This is a genomic window from Amedibacillus sp. YH-ame10, from assembly GCF_053848885.1.
In genome coordinates this window covers 36,011-57,774 of sequence record NZ_JBSPFA010000022.1, presented here as the reverse complement: position 1 = coordinate 57,774, position 21,764 = coordinate 36,011, and the positions used below count along the sequence as shown (strand labels likewise).

General features: G+C 33.2%; 19 protein-coding genes and 1 other annotated feature. Of the genes, 4 read left to right on the top strand and 15 right to left on the bottom strand.

The genetic code is table 11. The features are described from left to right. Window positions 1-569: 569 nt before the first annotated feature. The 4 genes from nagB to nagA form a co-directional block, all read right to left on the bottom strand. Window positions 570-1,286, bottom strand: a complete 717-nt coding sequence (gene nagB, locus ACWG42_RS10530; protein WP_455792175.1) for a glucosamine-6-phosphate deaminase — start codon at window positions 1,284-1,286, stop codon at window positions 570-572. Between the two features lie 139 nt (window positions 1,287-1,425). Beyond that, window positions 1,426-2,289: an aldose 1-epimerase family protein gene (locus ACWG42_RS10525; protein WP_455792173.1), complete on the bottom strand. Its 864-nt coding sequence runs from the start codon at window positions 2,287-2,289 to the stop codon at window positions 1,426-1,428. Between the two features lie 20 nt (window positions 2,290-2,309). Next, window positions 2,310-3,095, bottom strand: a complete 786-nt coding sequence (locus ACWG42_RS10520) for an HAD family hydrolase (protein WP_455792172.1) — start codon at window positions 3,093-3,095, stop codon at window positions 2,310-2,312. Window positions 3,096-3,366: 271 nt separating this feature from the next. Further along, window positions 3,367-4,506: an N-acetylglucosamine-6-phosphate deacetylase gene (gene nagA, locus ACWG42_RS10515; protein ID WP_455792170.1), complete on the bottom strand. Its 1,140-nt coding sequence runs from the start codon at window positions 4,504-4,506 to the stop codon at window positions 3,367-3,369. Window positions 4,507-4,763: 257 nt separating this feature from the next. Here nagA and ACWG42_RS10510 point away from each other — a divergent pair, with 257 nt between their 5' ends. The 3 genes from ACWG42_RS10510 (at window position 4,764) to ACWG42_RS10500 (ending at window position 7,952) form a co-directional block, all read left to right on the top strand. Next, window positions 4,764-5,963: an FprA family A-type flavoprotein gene (locus tag ACWG42_RS10510; RefSeq protein WP_455792168.1), complete on the top strand. Its 1,200-nt coding sequence runs from the start codon at window positions 4,764-4,766 to the stop codon at window positions 5,961-5,963. 98 nt (window positions 5,964-6,061) lie between these two features. Then, window positions 6,062-6,706: a TetR/AcrR family transcriptional regulator gene (locus ACWG42_RS10505; RefSeq protein ID WP_455792167.1), complete on the top strand. Its 645-nt coding sequence runs from the start codon at window positions 6,062-6,064 to the stop codon at window positions 6,704-6,706. Further along, on the top strand, window positions 6,687-7,952 hold the full coding sequence (locus ACWG42_RS10500; protein WP_455792165.1) for a cation:proton antiporter: 1,266 nt from the start codon (window positions 6,687-6,689) through the stop codon (window positions 7,950-7,952). Before ACWG42_RS10505 ends, ACWG42_RS10500 begins: the two co-directional genes overlap by 20 nt. A 98-nt stretch (window positions 7,953-8,050) precedes the next feature. Here ACWG42_RS10500 and ACWG42_RS10495 read toward each other — a convergent pair whose 3' ends face one another. From ACWG42_RS10495 to ACWG42_RS10450, 10 genes are all read right to left on the bottom strand, one after another. After that, window positions 8,051-8,818 carry a transporter substrate-binding domain-containing protein gene (locus tag ACWG42_RS10495; RefSeq protein ID WP_455792163.1) on the bottom strand — a complete coding sequence of 256 codons (768 nt, stop codon included), beginning with the start codon at window positions 8,816-8,818 and terminating at the stop codon, window positions 8,051-8,053. 21 nt (window positions 8,819-8,839) lie between these two features. Further along, entirely contained in the window at window positions 8,840-9,565 is a 726-nt protein-coding gene (locus ACWG42_RS10490; protein WP_455792161.1) for an amino acid ABC transporter ATP-binding protein, read from the bottom strand. Beyond that, window positions 9,558-10,214, bottom strand: coding sequence for an amino acid ABC transporter permease (locus ACWG42_RS10485; RefSeq protein WP_455792159.1), 657 nt, complete (start codon window positions 10,212-10,214; stop codon window positions 9,558-9,560). The genes ACWG42_RS10490 and ACWG42_RS10485 overlap by 8 nt, the downstream gene beginning before the upstream one ends. Window positions 10,215-10,266: 52 nt before the next feature. Further along, window positions 10,267-10,482, bottom strand: a binding site (T-box leader). Window positions 10,483-10,530: 48 nt separating this feature from the next. Continuing rightward, the gene (locus ACWG42_RS10480; RefSeq protein WP_455792157.1) at window positions 10,531-11,562 is read right to left on the bottom strand and encodes a MerR family transcriptional regulator; all 1,032 of its coding nucleotides are present in this window, start codon (window positions 11,560-11,562) and stop codon (window positions 10,531-10,533) included. Window positions 11,563-11,723: 161 nt separating this feature from the next. Further along, window positions 11,724-12,371 (bottom strand): ATP-binding cassette domain-containing protein, encoded by a 648-nt coding sequence (locus tag ACWG42_RS10475; RefSeq protein WP_455792155.1) that lies wholly within the window; start codon window positions 12,369-12,371, stop codon window positions 11,724-11,726. A gap of 2 nt (window positions 12,372-12,373) precedes the next feature. Continuing rightward, the gene (locus ACWG42_RS10470) at window positions 12,374-14,467 is read right to left on the bottom strand and encodes a DUF1430 domain-containing protein (protein WP_455792154.1); all 2,094 of its coding nucleotides are present in this window, start codon (window positions 14,465-14,467) and stop codon (window positions 12,374-12,376) included. Window positions 14,468-14,678: 211 nt separating this feature from the next. Continuing rightward, entirely contained in the window at window positions 14,679-16,772 is a 2,094-nt protein-coding gene (locus tag ACWG42_RS10465; RefSeq protein ID WP_455792152.1) for a DUF1430 domain-containing protein, read from the bottom strand. A gap of 124 nt (window positions 16,773-16,896) precedes the next feature. After that, window positions 16,897-17,238 (bottom strand): hypothetical protein, encoded by a 342-nt coding sequence (locus ACWG42_RS10460; RefSeq protein ID WP_455792151.1) that lies wholly within the window; start codon window positions 17,236-17,238, stop codon window positions 16,897-16,899. Between the two features lie 144 nt (window positions 17,239-17,382). Further along, window positions 17,383-18,075 carry a LytTR family transcriptional regulator DNA-binding domain-containing protein gene (locus ACWG42_RS10455; RefSeq protein WP_455792149.1) on the bottom strand — a complete coding sequence of 231 codons (693 nt, stop codon included), beginning with the start codon at window positions 18,073-18,075 and terminating at the stop codon, window positions 17,383-17,385. Between the two features lie 175 nt (window positions 18,076-18,250). Next, window positions 18,251-18,643 (bottom strand): SufB/SufD family protein, encoded by a 393-nt coding sequence (locus tag ACWG42_RS10450; RefSeq protein WP_455792176.1) that lies wholly within the window; start codon window positions 18,641-18,643, stop codon window positions 18,251-18,253. 634 nt (window positions 18,644-19,277) lie between these two features. Here ACWG42_RS10450 and ACWG42_RS10445 point away from each other — a divergent pair. After that, window positions 19,278-20,333 carry a cysteine peptidase gene (locus ACWG42_RS10445; protein ID WP_455792147.1) on the top strand — a complete coding sequence of 352 codons (1,056 nt, stop codon included), beginning with the start codon at window positions 19,278-19,280 and terminating at the stop codon, window positions 20,331-20,333. A gap of 160 nt (window positions 20,334-20,493) precedes the next feature. Here ACWG42_RS10445 and ACWG42_RS10440 read toward each other — a convergent pair whose 3' ends face one another. Beyond that, entirely contained in the window at window positions 20,494-21,654 is a 1,161-nt protein-coding gene (locus ACWG42_RS10440) for an IS110 family RNA-guided transposase (RefSeq protein ID WP_455792145.1), read from the bottom strand. Between the last annotated feature and the right edge of the window lie 110 nt (window positions 21,655-21,764).

The window sequence follows — 21,764 nt, the reverse complement described above, 5'->3', positions numbered from 1 at the left end:
TCTAGGTTTTCATCACTTAAGATTTCTTCTAGTAATTCCATATTGCATACCTTCCTTTCTTTCGTCATGTATTACCGTGTATCATAGCACATTTGGCTAAACCTAACACTTTTGAGGTAATACTCGCAATTAAATCTTTTGTATACTTCTATACTGTAGTGTCCTTTGCTCATTACGCATTACCGTAACTTCATAGCTACTACTACACTTGCTGACTCCTTACTATTCGTTGTTACTACTATTTCGCTAGTAAGGCCTCCCGGGGTAAGGTCATACATCTTTCCTACCATGTACCTGCCACATTTACGCTCCAAGCATCTCTTTTCTTTCATAGTCTTTTGGATTTGTATTGTTTCGCATACTCGTCCTACTTGCCTCGCCTGATGTGATTCGTGTCCCTCAAGTCGGTATTTCGCCTAGGACTTCCTTCAGATTCCATCTCACGATGGACACCCTTGTCTTCGACTAGTGGTTAGCGACTAAACCTCCACAGTGGACTTTCACCACTTAGATGTATGCCATGCCCGGCACACGAAAAAAAGTAAACCAAAATGGTCTACTTCCTTATCTTATAATTTTGCTGCTGCAGCTTCATCCACAATTACTACAACATCTTTATGGTTCTGTAAAACGGATGCTGGACATGCTTCATCAACAGCTCCATTTACCATTGCCGCAACTGCGTCTGCTTTGTTAGCGCCACTTGCCACTAATAAAATTTTGTTTGCTTTCATGATTGTCGCAATACCCATTGTAATCGCATGAGTAGGTACTTTGTTCATATCATCTTCAAAGAAACGTGCATTGTCTTGACGTGTTTTCTCTGTTAATTCTACGATGTGAGTTTCTTCGCTGAATGGAGTTCCTGGTTCGTTAAAACCAATGTGACCATTCCCACCGATTCCTAATACTTGTACATCTACGCTTACATTTTCCATTGCTTTTTCGTATGCTTCACAATCTTCTTTTGTACTTCCAAATGGTACATGAATTTTATCTTCTGGAAGATTAATTCCATGGAATAAATTTTCATGCATGAATGTCCAATATGACTGTTCGTGATTACGATCGATTCCTACATATTCATCAAGATTGAAAGACTGACAAGCCGCATAGCTTGTTCCATTTTCTTTATGATCTTTGATCATGTTTTCATAAAGCCCAATAGGACTAGATCCTGTAGCCAACCCAAGAACTGCATCTTTCTTATTTGTAACAACTTCTTTCATTACATTGAATGCTTCTTTGCTTACTTCTTCGTAATTTTTTACTTTGATTACTTTCATTTCAAGTCTCCTCCTGCTATTACACGTACTTATTATACCTCTAATTCATAGGCATGTGAAGTCTTTTAAAGCTAGTTATTAGTAATTTTACAATTCTTAATGAATCATAATCGCGTGATATTCTTTGTATTTTTTAAAGCTAGAAAACTTCAATTGTATACGCAGTTGTAAATGTTTTATTAGGAGATAATATCATGGTACCTTCACGATGATAGAAATCTACATCTACTTTACTAAAATCTCCATGTCCATACCAAGGTTCAATACAAATAAATGGTGCCCCTTGTTTTGCGGTCCATATCGCGATGTATGGATATCCACTTAAGGATACATGCACACCATGTCCTTGTTTCCCTTCTAAAGTCATATAAGAACTCTTTGGGTGTTTATAGACAAGGGTCGCATACTTTTCAATTAAATCATAATCACAAGGAATCTCTTGTAGTTGTATTTTTTCTAATGTATACGGAGTTTCTTTTTTCGGGTCAAAGATCAATTGTTCAAAATCTTCAGGGCTTGAAAACTTTAACGTATAATCCTCAAAGTTTTCATCTCTGGTAAGAGGACAATTAAACCCTGGATGTAATCCAAAGGTAAATGGCATCTCTTGATCCCCTGTATTTGTAATGCGATACGTAATCGTTAAACGATTATCCTGTAAACGATAACTGATTTCATAATGAAATGGGAATGGATATTTTGCAAGCGTATCTTCATCACTACACAATTCCATAATGACTTCTTCGCCATCATCCTTAACACATGTTAAATCCAATCCACGAATCAATCCGTGATTATTCATCGCATATTCTTTTCCATCGATTTCATATGTTTTTGAGAATGTATTACCAATGATAGGAAATAAACTAGGATTCTTACCAGACCAGTTTGCTTCATCTCCTTGCCACATATATTGTATCCCTGTTTGTTTATCTGTAAAACTTTGAATTTCTCCACCTTTGTTCACAAAGGTAACTTCATAACGATCATTCTGTAATTTCATTTCATTGTCCTCCTTGAATTTCAGAATAAATGCAATTCTTCACAAATCTTATAAACGCCATCTTCATCAATATGTCCACAAACAATATCAGCAGCTTCTTTTGCCTTAGGATTTCCATTTCCCATCGCAATTCCAAGTCCCGCTTCTTGTAACATAATCACGTCATTTGCGCCATCACCAAAACATGCCACTTCTTCCATATCAATGCCCCAATGCTCACACAACTTTTTAACTCCTATACTCTTATCAATTCCATACGCTGTGATTTCAAATGTTCCACTGCTATGTTTTACAATGGCACAACGATCCAATTGTTGGCGTAGTTTCTTTTCTTGTTCATCATTTTCGATATACGCTAACATATTGAAAACATCTTCCCCTTCATATGTTTTGACTTTTGGTATATTTAAGTATAAACGAAAGAACTCATCTTCAATGCGCCATGTGCTTTTACGATCAAAATAATCTCCATTCATGGTCGAATAACGCATTGTAAATCCTTCTTCTTCAGAGAGCTTTACAAGTTTTTCTACTTGTAAGGGATGTATGGGGTGTTGATCAATGCAGGTATCTTTCGCAAGCACAAGTGCTCCCCCATCAAATATCTTCGCATCAAAGTCAAAAGAGCGAAAAAAGGATGGAAGATTATCAAGTTCGCAACGACAACGACTTGTCGCGACTGCGATTTTATATCCTTTTTCTTTCAACTTCGTTAGTGCTTGTTTTGTACTTTCTGGTAAATCATGATTTTGATGAGAATACATTGTAGAATCTACATCAAAAAAAATTGCCTTTATTTGTTTCATAGCGAACCCTCATTTCAAGTTCTATTATATCTTAAATCAAAGGGGTACACAAACAAAAAAGATGTCTTGGGGAAACATCTTCTTTGTATATTATCATTTATGAAAGGGAGAAAGTATGAAAAATTTTTGAGGGAGTATTTCATACATGCAAGTTGTTCTTTACTTGCACCTTTAGTATACGAAAATATTTCATTTTAAATATGTCGAAATTATGTTAGATTATGTGGATATGAGTTTATAAAAGAGCTGATTTCTCAGCTCTTCATCGTTCTTAAAATGCTTGTTTTCCTCTGATATAAGTCATCTCTACAGAATAATCATCATTCAAGACAACGATATCTGCATCATGTCCTGCGACAATCTTTCCTTTACGATCATCTACACCTAATAATCTTGCTGGATTTAAGGTACAAGAATTGATTGCATAATCCCATGGAATCATTGCTTTTTCTACCAATACTTGAAGACCCTGGTTCACTTTTAGCGTTGAACCTGCTAAGTTCTTTGTAGATGTAAGATGTGCACTTCCATCCGCATATAATTCAATTTCATTTCCACCGAATAATACTTTTGTCCCTACTGGTAATCCTTTTACCATTAAGGCATCTGTAATCATGATGGTATAGTCTCTTCCCTTCGCCATAAACAAATCATTTAATGCCGCAAGTTCTGAGTGATTTCCATCACAGATGACTTCTCCATACGTATCGCGAAAGCGCATTGCTGCTCCTACCAAACCTGGTTTACGGTGATGGAATGCAGTCATACCATTAAAGATATGTGTCATAGATTTTGCGCCATTCGCAATCCCCATGCTTGCTTCTTCATACGTAGCTGCAGAATGTCCCATACTAACTACAACACCATTGGCTGCACAATATTTTGTTAACGCAAAATCATCATCTTGTTCAGTTGCCATTGTAATAATTTTAATCAATCCATCCGCAGCATCTTGATAACGTTTGAATTGTTCGACACTTGGTTTTGCGATAAATTGTTCAGGTTGTGCTCCTTTGTATACCATATCAAGATATGGTCCTTCAAAGTGAATACCCAATATTTCTGCACCTTCATATCCATCTTTTACTACTTTTGCAACATTCTTCACAGCGTTTGTAAGTACTTCTTCACTTTGTGTAATAGTTGTTGGAAGAATACCCGTAACACCTTCTTCTGTAATATTTTTCATCCAGTTACGAAGCCCTTCTTCTGTTGCATCGTTTGTATCATATCCATAAGCACCATGTGTGTGAATATCAATGAACCCTGGTACTATTCTTCTGTTTCCATAATCTTTATCTGCTGGTTTTGTACCATACGCTAAGACGTTTTTAATCTTTCCGTCTTCGATTTCAACTTGTGCTTCTAAAAATTGTCCTAAAACCCAAACTCTCTTACTTTGTATAATCATCTAGAGTTCCTCCTTGTTTATTACTTTTATTATACTCCCCATACTCCTTTTTTTAAACGCAAATGCAAGTTTATTTTTAAATAAGATACGCTTTTCGTTAAAAAATGCAAAAGATGACAAATCAACACTATTATTTATCATAAAATTCACAGTACATTCTTGTTTTCAAATCCTTTCTTCAAGGCTCGTGAATTCCTTATCAAATAAGTGGACAAGTGAGGGTTATCATATTAAAATAATAGAAGAGGTGAGTTCATATGAGAAAAGCAATACAAATAAAAGAAAATATGTACTGGGTTGGTGTTCATGATTTTAACTGTCGTCATTTTCATGGAGATTTATTCCCTATATCAGAAGGTACTAGTTACAATGCCTATCTGATCGTGGATGAAGAAATAACCCTAATTGATACAGTAGAAGAAGAATTTTTTGATGTGATGATGGAACGTGTTCGCTCAGTTATTCAAGATAAGCCAATTGACAATGTGATTGTACAACATGCGGAACCAGATCACTCTGGTGGGTTTATGAAGCTAATGGAAGTTTACCCAAAGGCAAAGCCTTACGCAAGCAATGCTGGTGTTGGTATCATGTTAAAACAATACTTCAAAGATTATAACTATCACAAGGTAAAAAGTGGAGATACTTTATGCACTGGAAAGAATACGTTAACCTTTGTGGAAATGCCTATGATTCATTGGCCTGACAATATGTTAACCTATGTAAAGGAACAAAAGATTGCATTCTCTAACGATGCCTTTGGACAACATATCGCAAGCTTTGATATCTTCGATGATGCACATGGTGTATCAAAATGTATTGATAAAGCAAAAGATTATTATGCGAACATCGTTATGCCATATGGTACACAAGTCGCAGGTAAATTAAAACAGATACAAGATATGGGAATTGAAATTGATATGATTGCTCCAGCACATGGAATCATTTGGAGAACTTACGTAAAAGAACTCATGGAAGCTTATCAAGGATTTGCGACATTTCAATCCGTAGATAAAGCAGTGATTGTTTATGAGAGTGTTTGGAAACATACACAAATGATGGCCGAGGCTTTAGCAGAAGGATTGGGAAGAAATGGTGTATGCGTAAAAGTATTCAAATGCTCACAGACTTCTCCAGCCGTTATTATGAAAGAATTACTAGACGCAAAAGTAATCTTAGTAGGAAGTGGAAACTACAACAATACCATGGCTTCTAGTATTGCAGGATTCATGGAACGTTTGATTAGCTGTAAAGTAAAAGGTAAAAAAGCGCTAGGATTTGGTTCCTATGGTTGGTTTAACGGGATTACCAAACAAATAAATGAACGCATTGAAAAAGCTGGTATTCCATTACTTAACGATAAGATTCTTGCGCAAAACTATACACCGAGCGAAGAAGATTTGGATGCTCTTGTTGAAGCAGGAAAAGAAATTGCAGAAGAAATCAAGAAGATGTAAAGCTACGAAAAAAATCGTAGCTTTTTTTAACCCAATAATTGACCACCTAGTTTATTTATGTTAAAATAGACCACACAGTCAATTATTGGAGGTATATGATGAAACAAGCAGAAAAAAGCAAAGCAACATACGATAAAATATTGCACGCCGCAATCCTTGAGTTTGGAAGTAAAAGCTATGAAGGCGCTTCTTTAAATAATGTATGTAACGAGTACAATATATCAAAAGGACTCATCTATCATAACTTTAAAAATAAAGATGATCTTTACTTACAATGTACAAGTGCATGTTTTCAAAAACTAAGTGATTATTTATCTCGAATAGACACCAATATAAAAGATGTGAATACGTATCTAAAGAACTACCTAAATTTGCGTGTTCAGTTCTTTCATGAAAACCCTGCATATGGTCAATTCTTTTTCCACGCTATCTTACAACCACCAAAGCATTTGATCAATCAAATCAAAGATATACGAAAAGACTTTGATGCCTTCAATGTAATTCAATTCTCAAACATCTTACAACATGTCACTCTTCGTCAAGGAATCACACAAGAAGACTCCCTTATGTATTTTACCTACTTTCAAGATATGTTCCACAACGATTGGGGCAATAAAATATACGAAGGGGTTGATTTTGATACCCTCATGAAAGAACACGAAACAAAACTAGGAAAAATGATCGATATGTTATTATATGGAATCGTAAAGGAGAACACTACACATGAATCTACTCATCATTAGACTATTACTTTCTATCCTACTTGCCTTCTTTGTAGGAAAGCTTGTCTCAAAAATTAAACTCCCTGCTATTTTAGGATGGTTACTTACAGGAATGATGGTTGGTCCTCACGCTCTTTCCATCATCAACACCGATTTACTACAAACCTCATGGTATGAAACTCTTATTCATATATTAGAATGCAGTGTCGGATTATTAATTGGTACAGAATTGGTTTGGAAAAGAATTCGAATTATGGGGAAACAAATCATCATCACAACCCTTACACAATCCCTTGGTACTTTCTTCTTTGTAAGTCTAGTCTTTGCTATCGTATTCTACTTCACAAACATCCCGCTTTATTTAGCACTTATCTTTGGAGGTATTGCTTTAGCCACAGCACCAGCTCCTGCTTTATCCGTTGTTAGAGAATTTAAAACGGATGGACCTGTTACGAAGACACTCATTCCTATGGCCGCATTAGACGATATGGTTGGCGTGATTGTGTTCTTTACTGTGATTTCCGTTGTGGCAACACGCGTATCAGATCAAAACATTCCTATCTATATGATTGTCTTAACTGTTCTACTTCCTATCCTCATTGGGATACTTCCAGGATTTATTGCAGGTCGTTTACTAAAGAAAGATAACAACAACACTACTTCTCTTACGTACTTAATCTTGACCTTACTCTTATGTGCTGGAATTGGGTTTGTATGTAATGAATATTTGATGCCTAAACCTGTGTTAAATTTCATGTTGATGGGAATGTCATTTTCTACAACATTTGCTAACATGATTTCAGGAGAAAGATTAGATCAAATTATGGAAGCGTTCAATCCATTCTTGGGCTTCTCTATGATCATTGTTATTTTAAACTTAGGTGCTCCTTTGGATTATCACTTGATTTTTGGGGCAGGTTTATTTACCGCGATTTACATCCTATCAAGAGGTATAGGCAAATACGTTGGTGCTTACTTTGGCGCAAGTATTACCAACTCCCCTACCACCGTTAAGAAATATCTAGGATTTACTCTATTACCTCATTCTGGTGTATCTCTCGTCTTTACTGGTATTGCGGTATCAGTACTTAGTGTACCTGCATTTGAAAGCGCACAGATCGTGCAAGGAACGATTGCGGCAGCTGCCGTTATCAACGAAGTGATTGCGGTCATTATGGCAAAAAAAGGATTTGAATGGGCAGGAGAATTTCATGCCAAAGAAACAGAGTCATATGCAACAAACTTATGCGAATCAACATCAAGTTGATTCGTTTTTTTCTACTATTTATGTATTTTCCTTTTCATCATAAATAAAAGAGATACACTACCAATGTATAAACTATGGAGTATATCTCTTTCTTTGTTTTATTTTTTATTGAAATATTTGTCGATAAGTTTTTGCATATCGCCATTATCTTTCATTTCTTGAATTGCTTTGTTGAATTCTTCTTTTAAAGATGATCCTTGTTTGAATGCCATTGCATTTCCTTCTAGAGCAGCAAGTCCTTCGATTTTGAAATATTTGAATTCAGCATCTTTTGCGGAGAATTCTTGAGCAACTGCTTTTTCTACGATAGCAGCGTCGTTATTTCCTTTGTTGATTTCTGCGATGATAGATGCATAGTCTTTTTTCGCATCTACTTTTGAACCAACATTATCTTGGAAATATGTTGCGGCTTCAAATTGAACAGTACCACTTTGACATCCAATTGTTTTACCAGCTAAATCATCTTGTGTCTTAATTCCACTTGCTTCTTTGTATAACAAGTAGTTTTGTGAATCTTCTCCTGAATAGTATACATCAGAGAAGTCTACTGATTTTTTTCTTTCTTTTGATGGAGTGATACCAGCGATGGCAATATCCGCTTTCCCTGTTTTGATAGATGGAATGATAGAATCAAAGTCAACGTCTTTGATTTCGATTTCATATCCAGCAATTTTAGCAGCTTGGTTCATCACATCAATATCAAAACCATATAAGTTTCCTTCTTTATCCAATTCTTCATATGGAGGGTAACCTGAGTTTGTTAATACCACCAATTTGTCTTTTCCAGCTTCTTTTTCTGTGTCACTAGATCCACATCCCGTAACTAATAAACCTGCAATTAAAGCAATTCCTAATAATTTTTTCATCTTTCTTTCCTCCTGTTTTTATTAAATCATGTTTGATAAGAATTCTTTTGCTCTTCTCGTCTTTGGATTTTCAAAGAATTCTTCTGCTTTACTACATTCTTCAATGTTTCCCTTATCCATGTATATTACATAGTCTGCCACATGTTTTGCGAAATTCATTTCATGGGTAACTACGATCATGGTCATTCCTGTATGATTCAAATCTTGTAGAACCTTTAATACTTCACTTGTCATCTCTGGATCTAAGGCACTTGTTGGTTCATCAAACAATAGTACTTCAGGTTCCATGGCAAGTGCTCTAGCGATGGCACAGCGTTGTTTCTCTCCTCCACTTAACTGATGGGGATATGCATCTATACGATGTCCTAAACCTACTTTCTCAAGTAAGGCAACGCCTTTTTTATCTGCTTCTTCTTTGTTTATGCCTTTTACTTTCTTTAACGCATACGTTACGTTATCTAATGCTTTCATATGTTCAAATAGATTGAAGTTTTGAAATACCATTCCAACCTTTTCACGTACTTGCGCAAGGTTTGTGGAAGGATCATTAATTTTAATATCATTGAAATATACACCACCACTGGTTGGCTCTTCTAATAAATTCAAACAACGGATTAATGTGGATTTACCTCCACCACTACTTCCTATAATCGCATAGGTTTTAGAATCTTCAAAAGTGAAATTGACATCAAAGAGTACTTTTACAGTTTCACTATATTCTTTATATAGATTTTCAACTCTAATCATATTTCAACTTCCTTTCTATAAGTTTTCCCATAAAGCTTAGTACCTTATTCATTAAGTAGTAAGCGATGAATACCACCAACATTGGTTCAAACATAGAGTAGAACTTACTGTTTACTGCATTGTTGTAGTACATCATATCGTGTAAACCAATGACACTTACAATTGCAGTTTCCTTGGTAAGCGTGATAAATTCATTCACGACTGCAGGAAGTACATTACGGAAAGCAAGTGGTAAGATGATATCTTTTGCGATATCTGTTTTACTAACACCCAACGCTTTCGCTGCCTCTATCTGCCCTTTGTCGATGTTCTCTACACCAGCACGGATAATTTCTGATAAGTATGCTCCTGAGTTTAAGGAGAAAATAACAAACGCACTTACAAATGCGGAAATATTTAATCCCGGAAATAAGCTTGGTAATCCAAAATAGAAGAACGCAAGTTGAACATAGACTGGAGTTCCTCGAAATATATCGATATAACCAGCAACGATCTTTTCAAACAGGAATCCCTTTTTTCGTAAAAATACAGTCGCAAGACCAATGCTTGTCCCTAACAATGCCGCAATCAACGATAATGCTAGAATCAAAGGCATTCCACTGATGATTAATTGCCAGTAATCTTTGATAATTTCAAAATTAAAGCTCATATGATTCCCTCCTTTATACTAAGTATATAAAACAAAACGCCCTTGTATTAACTACAAGGACGTAAATTTACGCGGTACCACCTTATTTCTGATAACATTGTTATCAGCTCTCAACCCATGTAACGTATGGTATACGAAATTGTCTCAGGTTATCCTTTGCCAATTTAACTCCCAGACACGTTCACTACTTCCATCCTATTGCCTTTTCACCATTTGGCAACTCTCTATAAGGGCATCCATAGTTACTACTTCTGTTCACTGTTTATGTACATTATTATACACACATGTAAGCAAATTGCAACCTATTTTTTTATTTTCATAAATTTTCAGTCTTGTAGGCAGTCAAAATATGGAGGTGATGTTCTAATACAAGAACTTCACAACGATAGTGTAACTTATGAAATATGTTCTTTAGTTTATCAATATGGGCAAAATATTCATCTTCTACCTCGATTTTTTCTTGTGGTGAACAAGTTTCCTTAAATACTTTTTCATCCTGTGCATCTTGAAACATAAAGTCACAGATGATAATCCTTCCATTGTTACATAAAACACGATCCATCTCTTGCACAGCTCTCACTTTTTCTTGGTCATTATTATGGTGAAATGCATAAGAAGAAACAACTGTAGAAAAGCTATTCTCTTTGAATGGAATGTTTCCATAGGTTCCTGTTCGTACAGGAATGTTTGGATATTTTCGTTTTGTAATCATAAGCATTTTAATGGATTGATCAATGCCTGTAATTGGTTGTTTCTTAGCAATTCTTTGCGCAAGATTACCTGTACCAATACCTATCTCTAATACATGTCCATTCTCTTCACAAACAACTTGTGCACATGTATCCAATACCTCTTCGTAATGCTCATAAAACTTTAATCCATCACCAACTGGTTTATGTACATCTTCATCATAATGTTCTGCCCATGTATCGAAATCCCATTCATCTTCCCAGGAGTGTAGGGTTTGAAGTTGATCTGCGGTATTTTGTAATAGGGTTGTAATGACTTCTTGTTGATGTTCATCGACTAACATTTCATCTAAACATTGGTTGATTCCCTCACGTATTACACTAAGTTCTTTGATTTGCTGATTCAATGCGGCTTGTTGATGAAAAAAGAGTTCCATTGGATTTTTACTTTCTTCACCATATAGCATTTCTTTTATTTGAGCGATCGAAAAATCCATTTTACGATACAAACGTATAATCATAAGAATATGATAGTCTTGGATATCATAATTACGATAACTATTATCATCGCGTTTTGGAGATAAAAGTCCTTTCTTTTCATAGAAGCGAAGTACGTTTTCCTCCATACCTGCCATCCTTGCTAATTCTTTTATTTTCATATAAACCACCTCCATATGTAGTATAAACCCTCGTCTTAGATGAAGGTCAATACATAAAGTGGAAATTCATTTTTGACACCTTTCAAGAGTATGCCACATTTACTACAGTTAGATGTGTCTATCTGTGTTTCATCTTTTCCTGATTTAACCAATGATAAAATCTATGCAGTTCGCAAACTTGTTAATTTTATATGGTTATTACCGATTCCCATTAGTTCCTGATCATGAGTAACAATAATAATCGTTTTCCCCATCTGTTGTAGTTCTTTTAATAAAGAAACTACTAACATCTTATTTTCAGCATCCAGACTACCAGTAGGCTCATCTGCTAATACCAACTCACAAGGTTTCAATAATAAACGCGCAATGGCAACTCTCTGCTGTTCTCCTCCACTACACTTATATATTTTCTTTTTTTCATAGTCCTTAAGTCCAACACGTGCTAATGCTTCACCTATAACCGCCTTTTTATCAATTCCTTTTAAATTTTCCATCGCTAGCAATAAATTATATTCCACTGTTTCATCTTCAACTAAGGCGAAGTTTTGAAAAAGGTAACCAAGTTTTTCCGTAAGCATTTTTTCTGCCTTTTTACTAAAAGGTTTTATTCCCGATATTCCAAACAATGTAATATCTCCCTTATCTGGTTTATCTAACAAACCTAGCATATTCAAAAGCGTTGATTTCCCACAACCACTAGGACCATTGATAATAGTGATTGTACCTTCTTCTATTTCTAAATTAAAATCTTCAAAAACTTTTACATCATTGAATGACTTACTTAATCGGCTCACTTTAACAACGTTCATCATCATTCTCCTTTCAAAACGTTTACAATACCGTTTTTCTGAAATTTATAGATTCTATAAAGTGCGATTCCTAACTCTACAACTCCAAAGAATAAAACATAAGCAATTACATGTAGAAGGTTCAAATGCAACCATACGAAGGAAAGCATCACTGGAACAAGATAGATTGAGGCATTTAACAAAAGGAATTTCCCATATCTTTGAAAGAAACTTCTACCATATAAATATCGCAATGATAATTGTTTTTTGTTTTCTTCAAAATACAAGGATAGTGTAAGATACGTAAATGCAATATAAGTTGATAAATAAACAGTTACCAACAATGCTCCTTGTAAAATCTGGTATTGGTAGTCACTTAGAGTAGTCGCCAAAGGAATTGCATTGTCTGAGAAAAACACTCTTCCATTCATATCTGTTTTCTTTAATTCATTTTGAAATAAGGTCATAGATTCACCCAGAGGAACATAATTATCCCAAGAACCAATCGTATCAAAAGAATCAAAGTCATCAGGCATTAAAACAATGATTGGATTCTTTAACGATGTCAAAAACCCAGATGCGTTATGTGGATACATTGTCTTTGGATCTTTAATTTTAACAACAACTCCTCCGTAATCATTTAAACCAAAGATATCAGCTTTATCATAACTACAAGTTTCTGGTATAAAGTATGTATATTTTTTTCCATAATCGTTTATGCTGATTCCTTTGCCATCAGTATCATATAATTCGTACTCTTTCAAATAATTTTTGTTTACAGTTATAAATGGATATATAGGTTTATCTGTTGTCTTTATTTCCATTTCATTTTGTAATTGATAGGTCGCAAAATCTTCGTATATTGCGCCATGTTTTGTGCCTAATTCATAAAGTGTTCGCTGATTTGCGATTGCATGTTCTCCATAATCTAAGGATGTCATGAATGCATATTTTTCTATTTCAGATTTTCTTTGTATGAATTCAATATAATCATAACTATCACTCAATACAGAGGGTATCATGCTTAAGAATGGTCCAATAATAAAGCAAGTCATAATCGCCTTTAATATCAAATTAACATCGACGATAATTTGATTAGACTTTTTACTTTTCAAGATCGTTGATATCGTATATCTTTGTATCATGATACGCGCGATAATATAGGATAAAACATTCGCCAGTATAAAAATAATGTAGTAGTAGAATAAAATTCGAACTAAATTTTCATTTATTAGACGTACAGATCCACAGAAGAAATAAAATAAGACGATTTGTATGATTGCATATAAAATTATACAAAACATAAGTGTATTCATGAACATCTTTCTTGTAATCTTAGAAGTCTTACTTCCCATCAAATAACGAATGCCTATTTCTTTTCTACTCCGCGAAATATAGCAAAAAATCAATAGCATAAATAAGACGAAAATAATTAGAATCAACGCATACAGAACACTTTGATTGTTGTCAGTTTCAAATGGCATAACTTCAGATGCAGGTGGTAATGCATCAATATTAGGAACATATTGTGATAATGGAGAATTAGCAATTAACTCCTTTACACTTTCTGGATTTTCACATAGTATCCCAATTCCCAATGACTCTTCATTGCTAAATTTTTGGATGTATTGTTCCATTTGATAAATCCGAACAACTTCTTTTTTTCTTGTATTATTAAACATTTTATCTATATAATCATAATAATTATATGCTTTCGTATCGTATCTATCCGTAGAAATATATTTGTTTGTATCTTTTGAAAAATCTATTTTTTCATTACTAATCATTGACAATTTTTTCAATATATCTTTATCTTTGGAAAAAATGTACGTTTCGGTATTTGTTACAAATTCTTCCGTAAATATTTTACTAGTAACCAATGTAAGATTATTTTCTCTAGCAAACTCAATCATTGTAGTAATGAATTCTTCTCTATTTTGAGGTGAATCAACATTTTGAGGCAATCCAAGTATATATGGCTTTGTTGTGATAACAGTTCCTATCTTATAATTTATCATTTGTATGTTAGCTTTATTGATATAGCTCTCAGATGAAAAATTGTTATAAAATATTAGCATAGATAAGATAATCGTAATAATATATAATAGTTTTTTCATATTTTCCTCCTATGTATATGTCATTCATCTATACATAAAGCATATCTTATAATAGTTTTTGCGTTATGAGAGCAAGTAATTCATTACTGTGTGTTGTTTGAATAAAGAATGTTTATCTTATATTTCCATAATGTAAGTCAAATCATTAATCAGATTATAAAATCTTCGAACCTATAATATCATGAAATGATTTATTTCATCGACCAGTATGTCATTCTCCTTTCAAAACGTATGCAATACCGTTTTTCTGAAATTTATAGATTCTATAAAGTGCGATTCCTAACTCTACAACTCCAAAGAATAAAACATAAGCAATTACATGTAGAAGGTTCAAATGCAACCATACGAAGGAAAGCATCACTGGAACAAGATAGATTGAGGCATTTAACAAAAGGAATTTCCCATATCTTTGAAAGAAACTTCTACCATATAAATACCGCAATGATAATTGTTTTTTGTTTTCTTCAAAATACAAGGATAGTGTAAGATACGTAAATGCAATATAAGTTGATAAATAAACAGTTACCAACAATGCTCCTTGTAAAATCTGGTATTGGTAGTCACTTAGAGTAGTCGCCAAAGGAATTGCATTGTCTGAGAAAAACACTCTTCCATTCATATCTGTTTTCTTTAATTCATTTTGAAATAAGGTCATAGATTCACCCAGAGGAATATAAAATTTCCATGATCCAAAACTACTGAAATATTTTGGTTTATCCGGTAACAAAAGAATAATTTGATGATCGATGGATCCCCATAGACCTAAAGCAGCATGTGAGTACATAGTTGGTGGATTTTTTATTTTAACAACGACCCCGCCATAATCATTCAAACCTTTGATATCAGCTTTATCATAATCACAGGTTTCAGGAATGAAGTATGTATACTTCTCACCATAATCATTGATATCAATTTTTTCTCCATTCACATTGTATATTTGATAATCCTTCAGATAATTTTTGTTCACTGTAATATGCGGGTAAATAACTTCATTAGTTTCATTGTCTCCTACATTAGATACCATTAGATAGGTATCAAAGTCTTCATAAATTGCCCCATATGCATTGCCAATTTCATATAACATTCGTTCGTTTTCTCTTATGTTACCTCCATTATCCATAGAAGACATAGTTGCATATTTCTCAATTTCAGATTTATTCTGAACTAATGTAAGATACATGGAACCTTTACCTAACACAAAAGGCATCACACTCAAGAATGGCCCAATGATAAAACAGGTCATAATCGCCTTTAATATCAAATTAACATCGACGATAATTTGATTAGACTTTTTACTTTTCAAGATCGTTGATATCGTATATCTCTGTATCATGATACGCGCGATAATATAGGATAAAACATTCGCCAGTATAAAAATGATATAGTAGTAGAATAAAATTCGAACTAAATTTTCATTTACTAGACGTACAGATCCACAGAAGAAATAAAATAAGACGATTTGTATGATTGCATATAAAATTATACAAAACATAAGTGTTTTCATGAACATCTTTCTTGTAATCTTAGAAGTCTTACTTCCCATCAAATAACGAATGCCAATTTCTTTTCTACTCCTCGAAATATAGCAAAAAATCAACAACATAAATAAGACGAAAATAATTAGAATCAACGCATACAGAACACTTTGATTGTTGTCAGTTTCAAATGGCATAACTTCAGATGCAGGTGGTAATGCATCAATATTAGGAACATATTGTGATATTGAAGAATTAGGAATTAACTCCTTTACACTTTCTGGATTTTCACATAGTATTCCAATACCAAAATTTTCTTTGTCAATAAACTTGTCAATATATTGTTCCATCTGATAGATACGAACAATCTCCTTCTTTTCACTTTCTTTAAATGCCTTATCTATAAAGTCATAGTGATTCATGGCATTCTCATCATACATATCAGTGCTTATATAATGATTTGAATTTCTTGAAAAATCTATAGTATTTGTTTTCTCTAAAGGAATATTTTTGAGAATGCTTTCATTTTGTGAGTAAAGATACACTTCCTTCGCAGTGATAAAATTCTGTGTTATATCTTCACTACTTATCAATATTAAATCATGTTCCTTAGCAAATTCAAGAAAACTTTGAATGATATTTTCTCTACTCTGTGAAGATATTGGATTTTGAGGGAAGCCAAGGATATAGGGCTTTTTTGAGATAGTAGTTCCTATGCTATAATTCAATGATTGAATCTCTGTTTTGTTCACAAAACTCTCTGCTGAAAAACTGTTATAAAACACTAGCATCGATAATATAACAGTAATTATATATAGTAATTTTTTCATATACTCCCCTCCTTAATGAATTCCAACTCTTTTACCTTTTGAATGTTAATTACTAAATAATCATTTGCTATAAAAAATGGATAATAGGCAAATTCTAAGTCGAATTTGCCTACTACAGCATATATCAGTAAATATAAGCATCACCAAAGCTATGTTGATGATTAGAACCCAAATAACCTGAATTGTATGTTGAAACTGAGCAACTTCTACCAACAGTACTCTCCGAGCAAGAAGCAATGGTACTTCCGTTAGTGGTGAGCAAATATACTGCACCCGCTGCTTTACTTTTTTGCAAAGTATATGATACAGAAGCAGAATTTGAAGAGCATGTTGACGTTGCATATCCAACAGTTCCATTCATCCTAGAATTATGTCCATAATACCCTCCACCAGCACTTACTCCGATAATACCAAACGCAGATAAGAAGATTCCTACTGCAAAAAATGATTTCATTAATTTACTCATGGTCTTCTCCTTTCCGTAGCCAACAAACCCAGGATAAAAAAGAAGCGTTTAGAATGTTTAACTTATATTCCTGAAATACAAGCTTCTACTTTAATTGAATTATATAATATCTTAGTTTTATTTCAATGCTTTGGTATTACTCTATTACTTTTTAGGTACTAAATCATATATGTAATTACTATTTATAAAATTAAGAGCTTCTTTTATCTCTTTTTTCTTTGTCCTAGAAACTGTAATCACTGCATTATTATCCAATGTAATTATCGATAATTTATCATCATATTTGAAAACATAATCGCAATTAACAAACGTATGGTAAGATACTTCAAAAAAACAATTAGGTAAGAAAGTAATTATATCAATGACACTTCCTCTTTTCTTGTAGCTTTTGTTATTTTTATCTACAAAACGAATATAATTTCCATCATGAAATATGTGAACAATATCTGAGAATGCAATTTTATAACGAACACCATGCTGATATATAATGAATTCTCGCTTATCTGTTTCTTTCATTTCAAAATTAGAAAGTATCGCGCTTAAATCTTTATCCAACTGGGATTTATTAATAAAGCTAAACTCCACTTTATCTTTATAGGGATTTGTATCCTCAGCTAAGAATACAAACGGTATACTAGCAAATCTCAATATAAATTCGCAGTTCGTTATATTCGACAATAGATTTATATCAAGAATTACACCTTTACAATGTTGTATATTTAAATCATCAAATGATTCCTGTAGTAAGATATCATACTTGTTACTATAGAATTCGTTTAATATCCCCAGTAATTCTTTTCCAACCAAATCATTATCAGTAATAATATAAAGAAACATAGCTCCCACCCTCCTCTTTTATTTATAACACAAACCATACCTATTAGCAACTTTTTAAAAAGTACATCAAAGTATTTGAATGCCCCCATTTCAAATAAAATTCTAGTATAGAAAAAGATATCTCTTTATGTATCATTCCTAATAAGTACGGATGACTTGAGATATCTTTTTTTCTTTATTTTAGGAAACCTTCAACGATTACTTTTTCTGCTTCTTCACTATCTAAACCGAATGTTTGCAGTTTCAACAACTGGTCGTTATTAATTTTTCCAATGGCAGCCTCATGAATGATTTCTGCATCCACATGATTTGCGGCTATTTCTGGAATGCTACTGATTTTTGCATGATCCATAATGATAGAATCACATTGTATGTGTGCACGTGATTTGTTGTTTCCAACAGCAATTGGATGAAAGGTTTGTATAGATTCATCTTTTCCAACAGAGCGTGAAACAATTTGAACCACACTATCTTCTCCATTTAAATGAACGGATACATCAGAGATTGCCTCTTGTTTCCCATGAGTCATAAGCTTTTCATTGATGACAAGTTTTGCATTTGTCCCGATGTATGCTTCTGTATTTCGTTTTGTAGAATCAACACCTTACAATTCTGCTAAATCAATAGCTGACATCACTTGCCCTCCCACAAACATCGTGATTTAAATCTTTAAACTCCATATCTTTTGGAATCATTTCATCCATCTAATTACCTCCCTTCATTATACATAAGAGAATATCGGATAAAAATATTCCAAAATCACAAAATGTAATCTCAAAATAAAGCAAATCATCCCAAAATATTCCTTTATATTATCTCATCTCCCCATCAAAATATTCGATAAACTTTCGCATAGTCATAGAACAAGAATATTCTCCACTATAAGACACCAGACACTATAAGAACTCTTCTTTAAAATTCTTAAAATTACTGATATGCATTTACAAATGTATGTTTTATTATCTTTAGATTCAAATATTCATTTTGAATTTTTATTTGCTGTAAATCTTTGCTTTCTCAATAATGAAATGTTATACTGATAATAAATATAGGGATTATAATTATGGGTTATGCATTATATACTATATATGTATTTGTAGGTATATAGTATATACGCAAAAAAAGGGAGGGAAGGAAAATTAAAATCTATAATTTTAATATAATGCCTTCAGGGCTTATATTCATTAAGCCTCATAAACCATATGATTACTTTAATGAAGATATTGCTTTTATCTTTTCTATGCTTATCATATGTATCAATTCCATTTTCTAAATTGTATGCATCCACTAATTTAACATCTGAATATTTAAAAAATGTTAAAGAACAAATCCTTTTATTAGATGAAAATATTGATCCAAATGAATTAATATTTGATACTTATCTGCCACTTTATGATATAAATAACGATGAAAACTATACCTTGATACAGACCGGAAATCATGGCTATATAATTTCAAACGTCAATAATGGAGCTATTTCAGAATTTTCTCTTGCTAACAATAGTAATCCTTATGAAAAGTTTATGGATAAAATGTTGTATTATTATGGCCCTTTAAATTACATATATAAAGATGGAAATACTATGATAGACATTAACTCTAAAGAGCCTGTTACAAACTCTAAACTAAGAAGTGATGATAATTTGATAGAATTACAAGATAAAAATCGTAAGTTTTTAAATGAGGTTTCTCCTATTTCTGGAAAAACACGTGCTACAGCATCTTGGAGAGGGATTTCGGAAACAAGATTTTCAAGATATAACGGTACAAGTTGGAGAAACACTTCAAATGTATGTGGCCCTATCGCAGCATCAATAATGCTAGCATACTATGATGATTATATTGGGTATGATTTAATCCCTGATAGTATACGTAAAGTAAATAGTACCTCTCCTGGTTCTCTAATTACTAAAATGATTAGTGAAACTCCATTTTCGACCAACACTATACCAAATTTTGTTTCCACTGGAATAAGCGGTTTTATTAGTAAATATAGCCCTAACAAATATGTAAAGCCTACATTTACTCTTACAAACCCATTCTCCACCGTTTCTAATGAATGTTCTACTCTACGACCAATTTGTGTTGGTTTGTTAAACTCTAACGGCTCATCATATGGAAATCATTGGGTAACTGTATACCAGTATTATGAAACAGGTATTTATACAGGATATTATAAATGCATAGATAATTGGGGTGTCTATAATAAACAAATTAGCAGTTCTTGGGCGATGGGAGCTGTGAAGGTTGGATATTAAAAAATCATTTATTTTATGAAAAAGCTAAAAAAAATTGAAAGTTACAAGGAGACCAACTATGAAGAGTCAAGATAAATTTTAATAAAATTATCAAATAAAATAATTCGCACTTAAAAAGACTTAAGGTAAGCCGAATTTCGAAAATATGATGTAATGGTAGTTATGCTAAATCAAATTTCTTATTCTCATTCAAGAGTTTATAAATGATTCTAATCAACTTTGTAGCACAATGACCTAATGCATTATAGTGACTCTTACCTTGACTACGCTTCAAGGTATAGTATTCTTTAAAGGTTTGATTATTCTTAACTACATTGTGTGCAGAATAAATCAATGCATATCTTAACATGCGATTTCCACGTTTTGACATACGAGTAGTGCTTGCACTGAAATGTCCAGATTGGACAACTTTTGGATTCAATCCAGCGAACGAACAGAGTTTACACCAGTTAGAAAATAAGGTAATATCTTTTATAGAAGAGAGAATCAGGGCAGCCATAATGGTATTAATGCCAGAGATTGATAATAGGGGCGAATCTATTTCAATCATCATTGCTGTTATTCTAGATTTTATTTCTTCTAACTGATTTGTGTAAAGCTCGATTTGAGAAATTGCTAACTGGATTTGAAATCCAACAGATGAACTATTGATGCCTATAGAATTTTTGGAGAGGTTCTTAAGGGAAACAGCTTTGTCTGCTTTGTAACGACCGTGAGAGGCTGTTGAAAGTAAGTTAGTGAGAGTATCAATTCGGGCTTTACTTATGTTAGAAGGCAAAGGATAGTGCTTTAAAAGCTCATATGAAACCTTTAAATGAAGGTTTCCCTTAAAAAAAGCAGCCAGTTCAGGAAACACACGGTCAACATAAGTAGTAAGTTGAATTTTAGAGCGAGACCTAGAAGTCATGATGTTTTGATAAGAAATACAGAGACCCTTTAATTCATACATTAAAAGATGATATCTAATGGGAGTATGTAGTTTCATTTGAAGAGCTTGGCAAATAAGTAATGCATCAACTTTATCGTTTTTGGTATCAGGATTTAACACCTTACGTAACTGAGCAGTACGGTAAGGATTAATGATACCGCAATTGAAATCTCTAGAGGAAAAATAACTGCTTAAATTATTTGCGTAGTGAGCAGTAGATTCAAAACCAATTAAGATTTCAGATTTCTCAAATTGAGAAAGGATAGTTTCTAGTTCTTTAAAACTAGAGTAGTCATTCTTAACTAAGAATGGGGAGTATAGTACTTCACCATAATTTGTGGTGATAGCACAATAGTGATTGTGTTTGGCAATATCGATGCCTACGTAGATCATAAAAAAGACCACCTTTCATTGGACACAGTGATACAAATCCATTGGTGATCTATTCTAATACTCTTGCTAGATATAAAAGTTCTACAACTTATCCAACCAATCAAAAATTA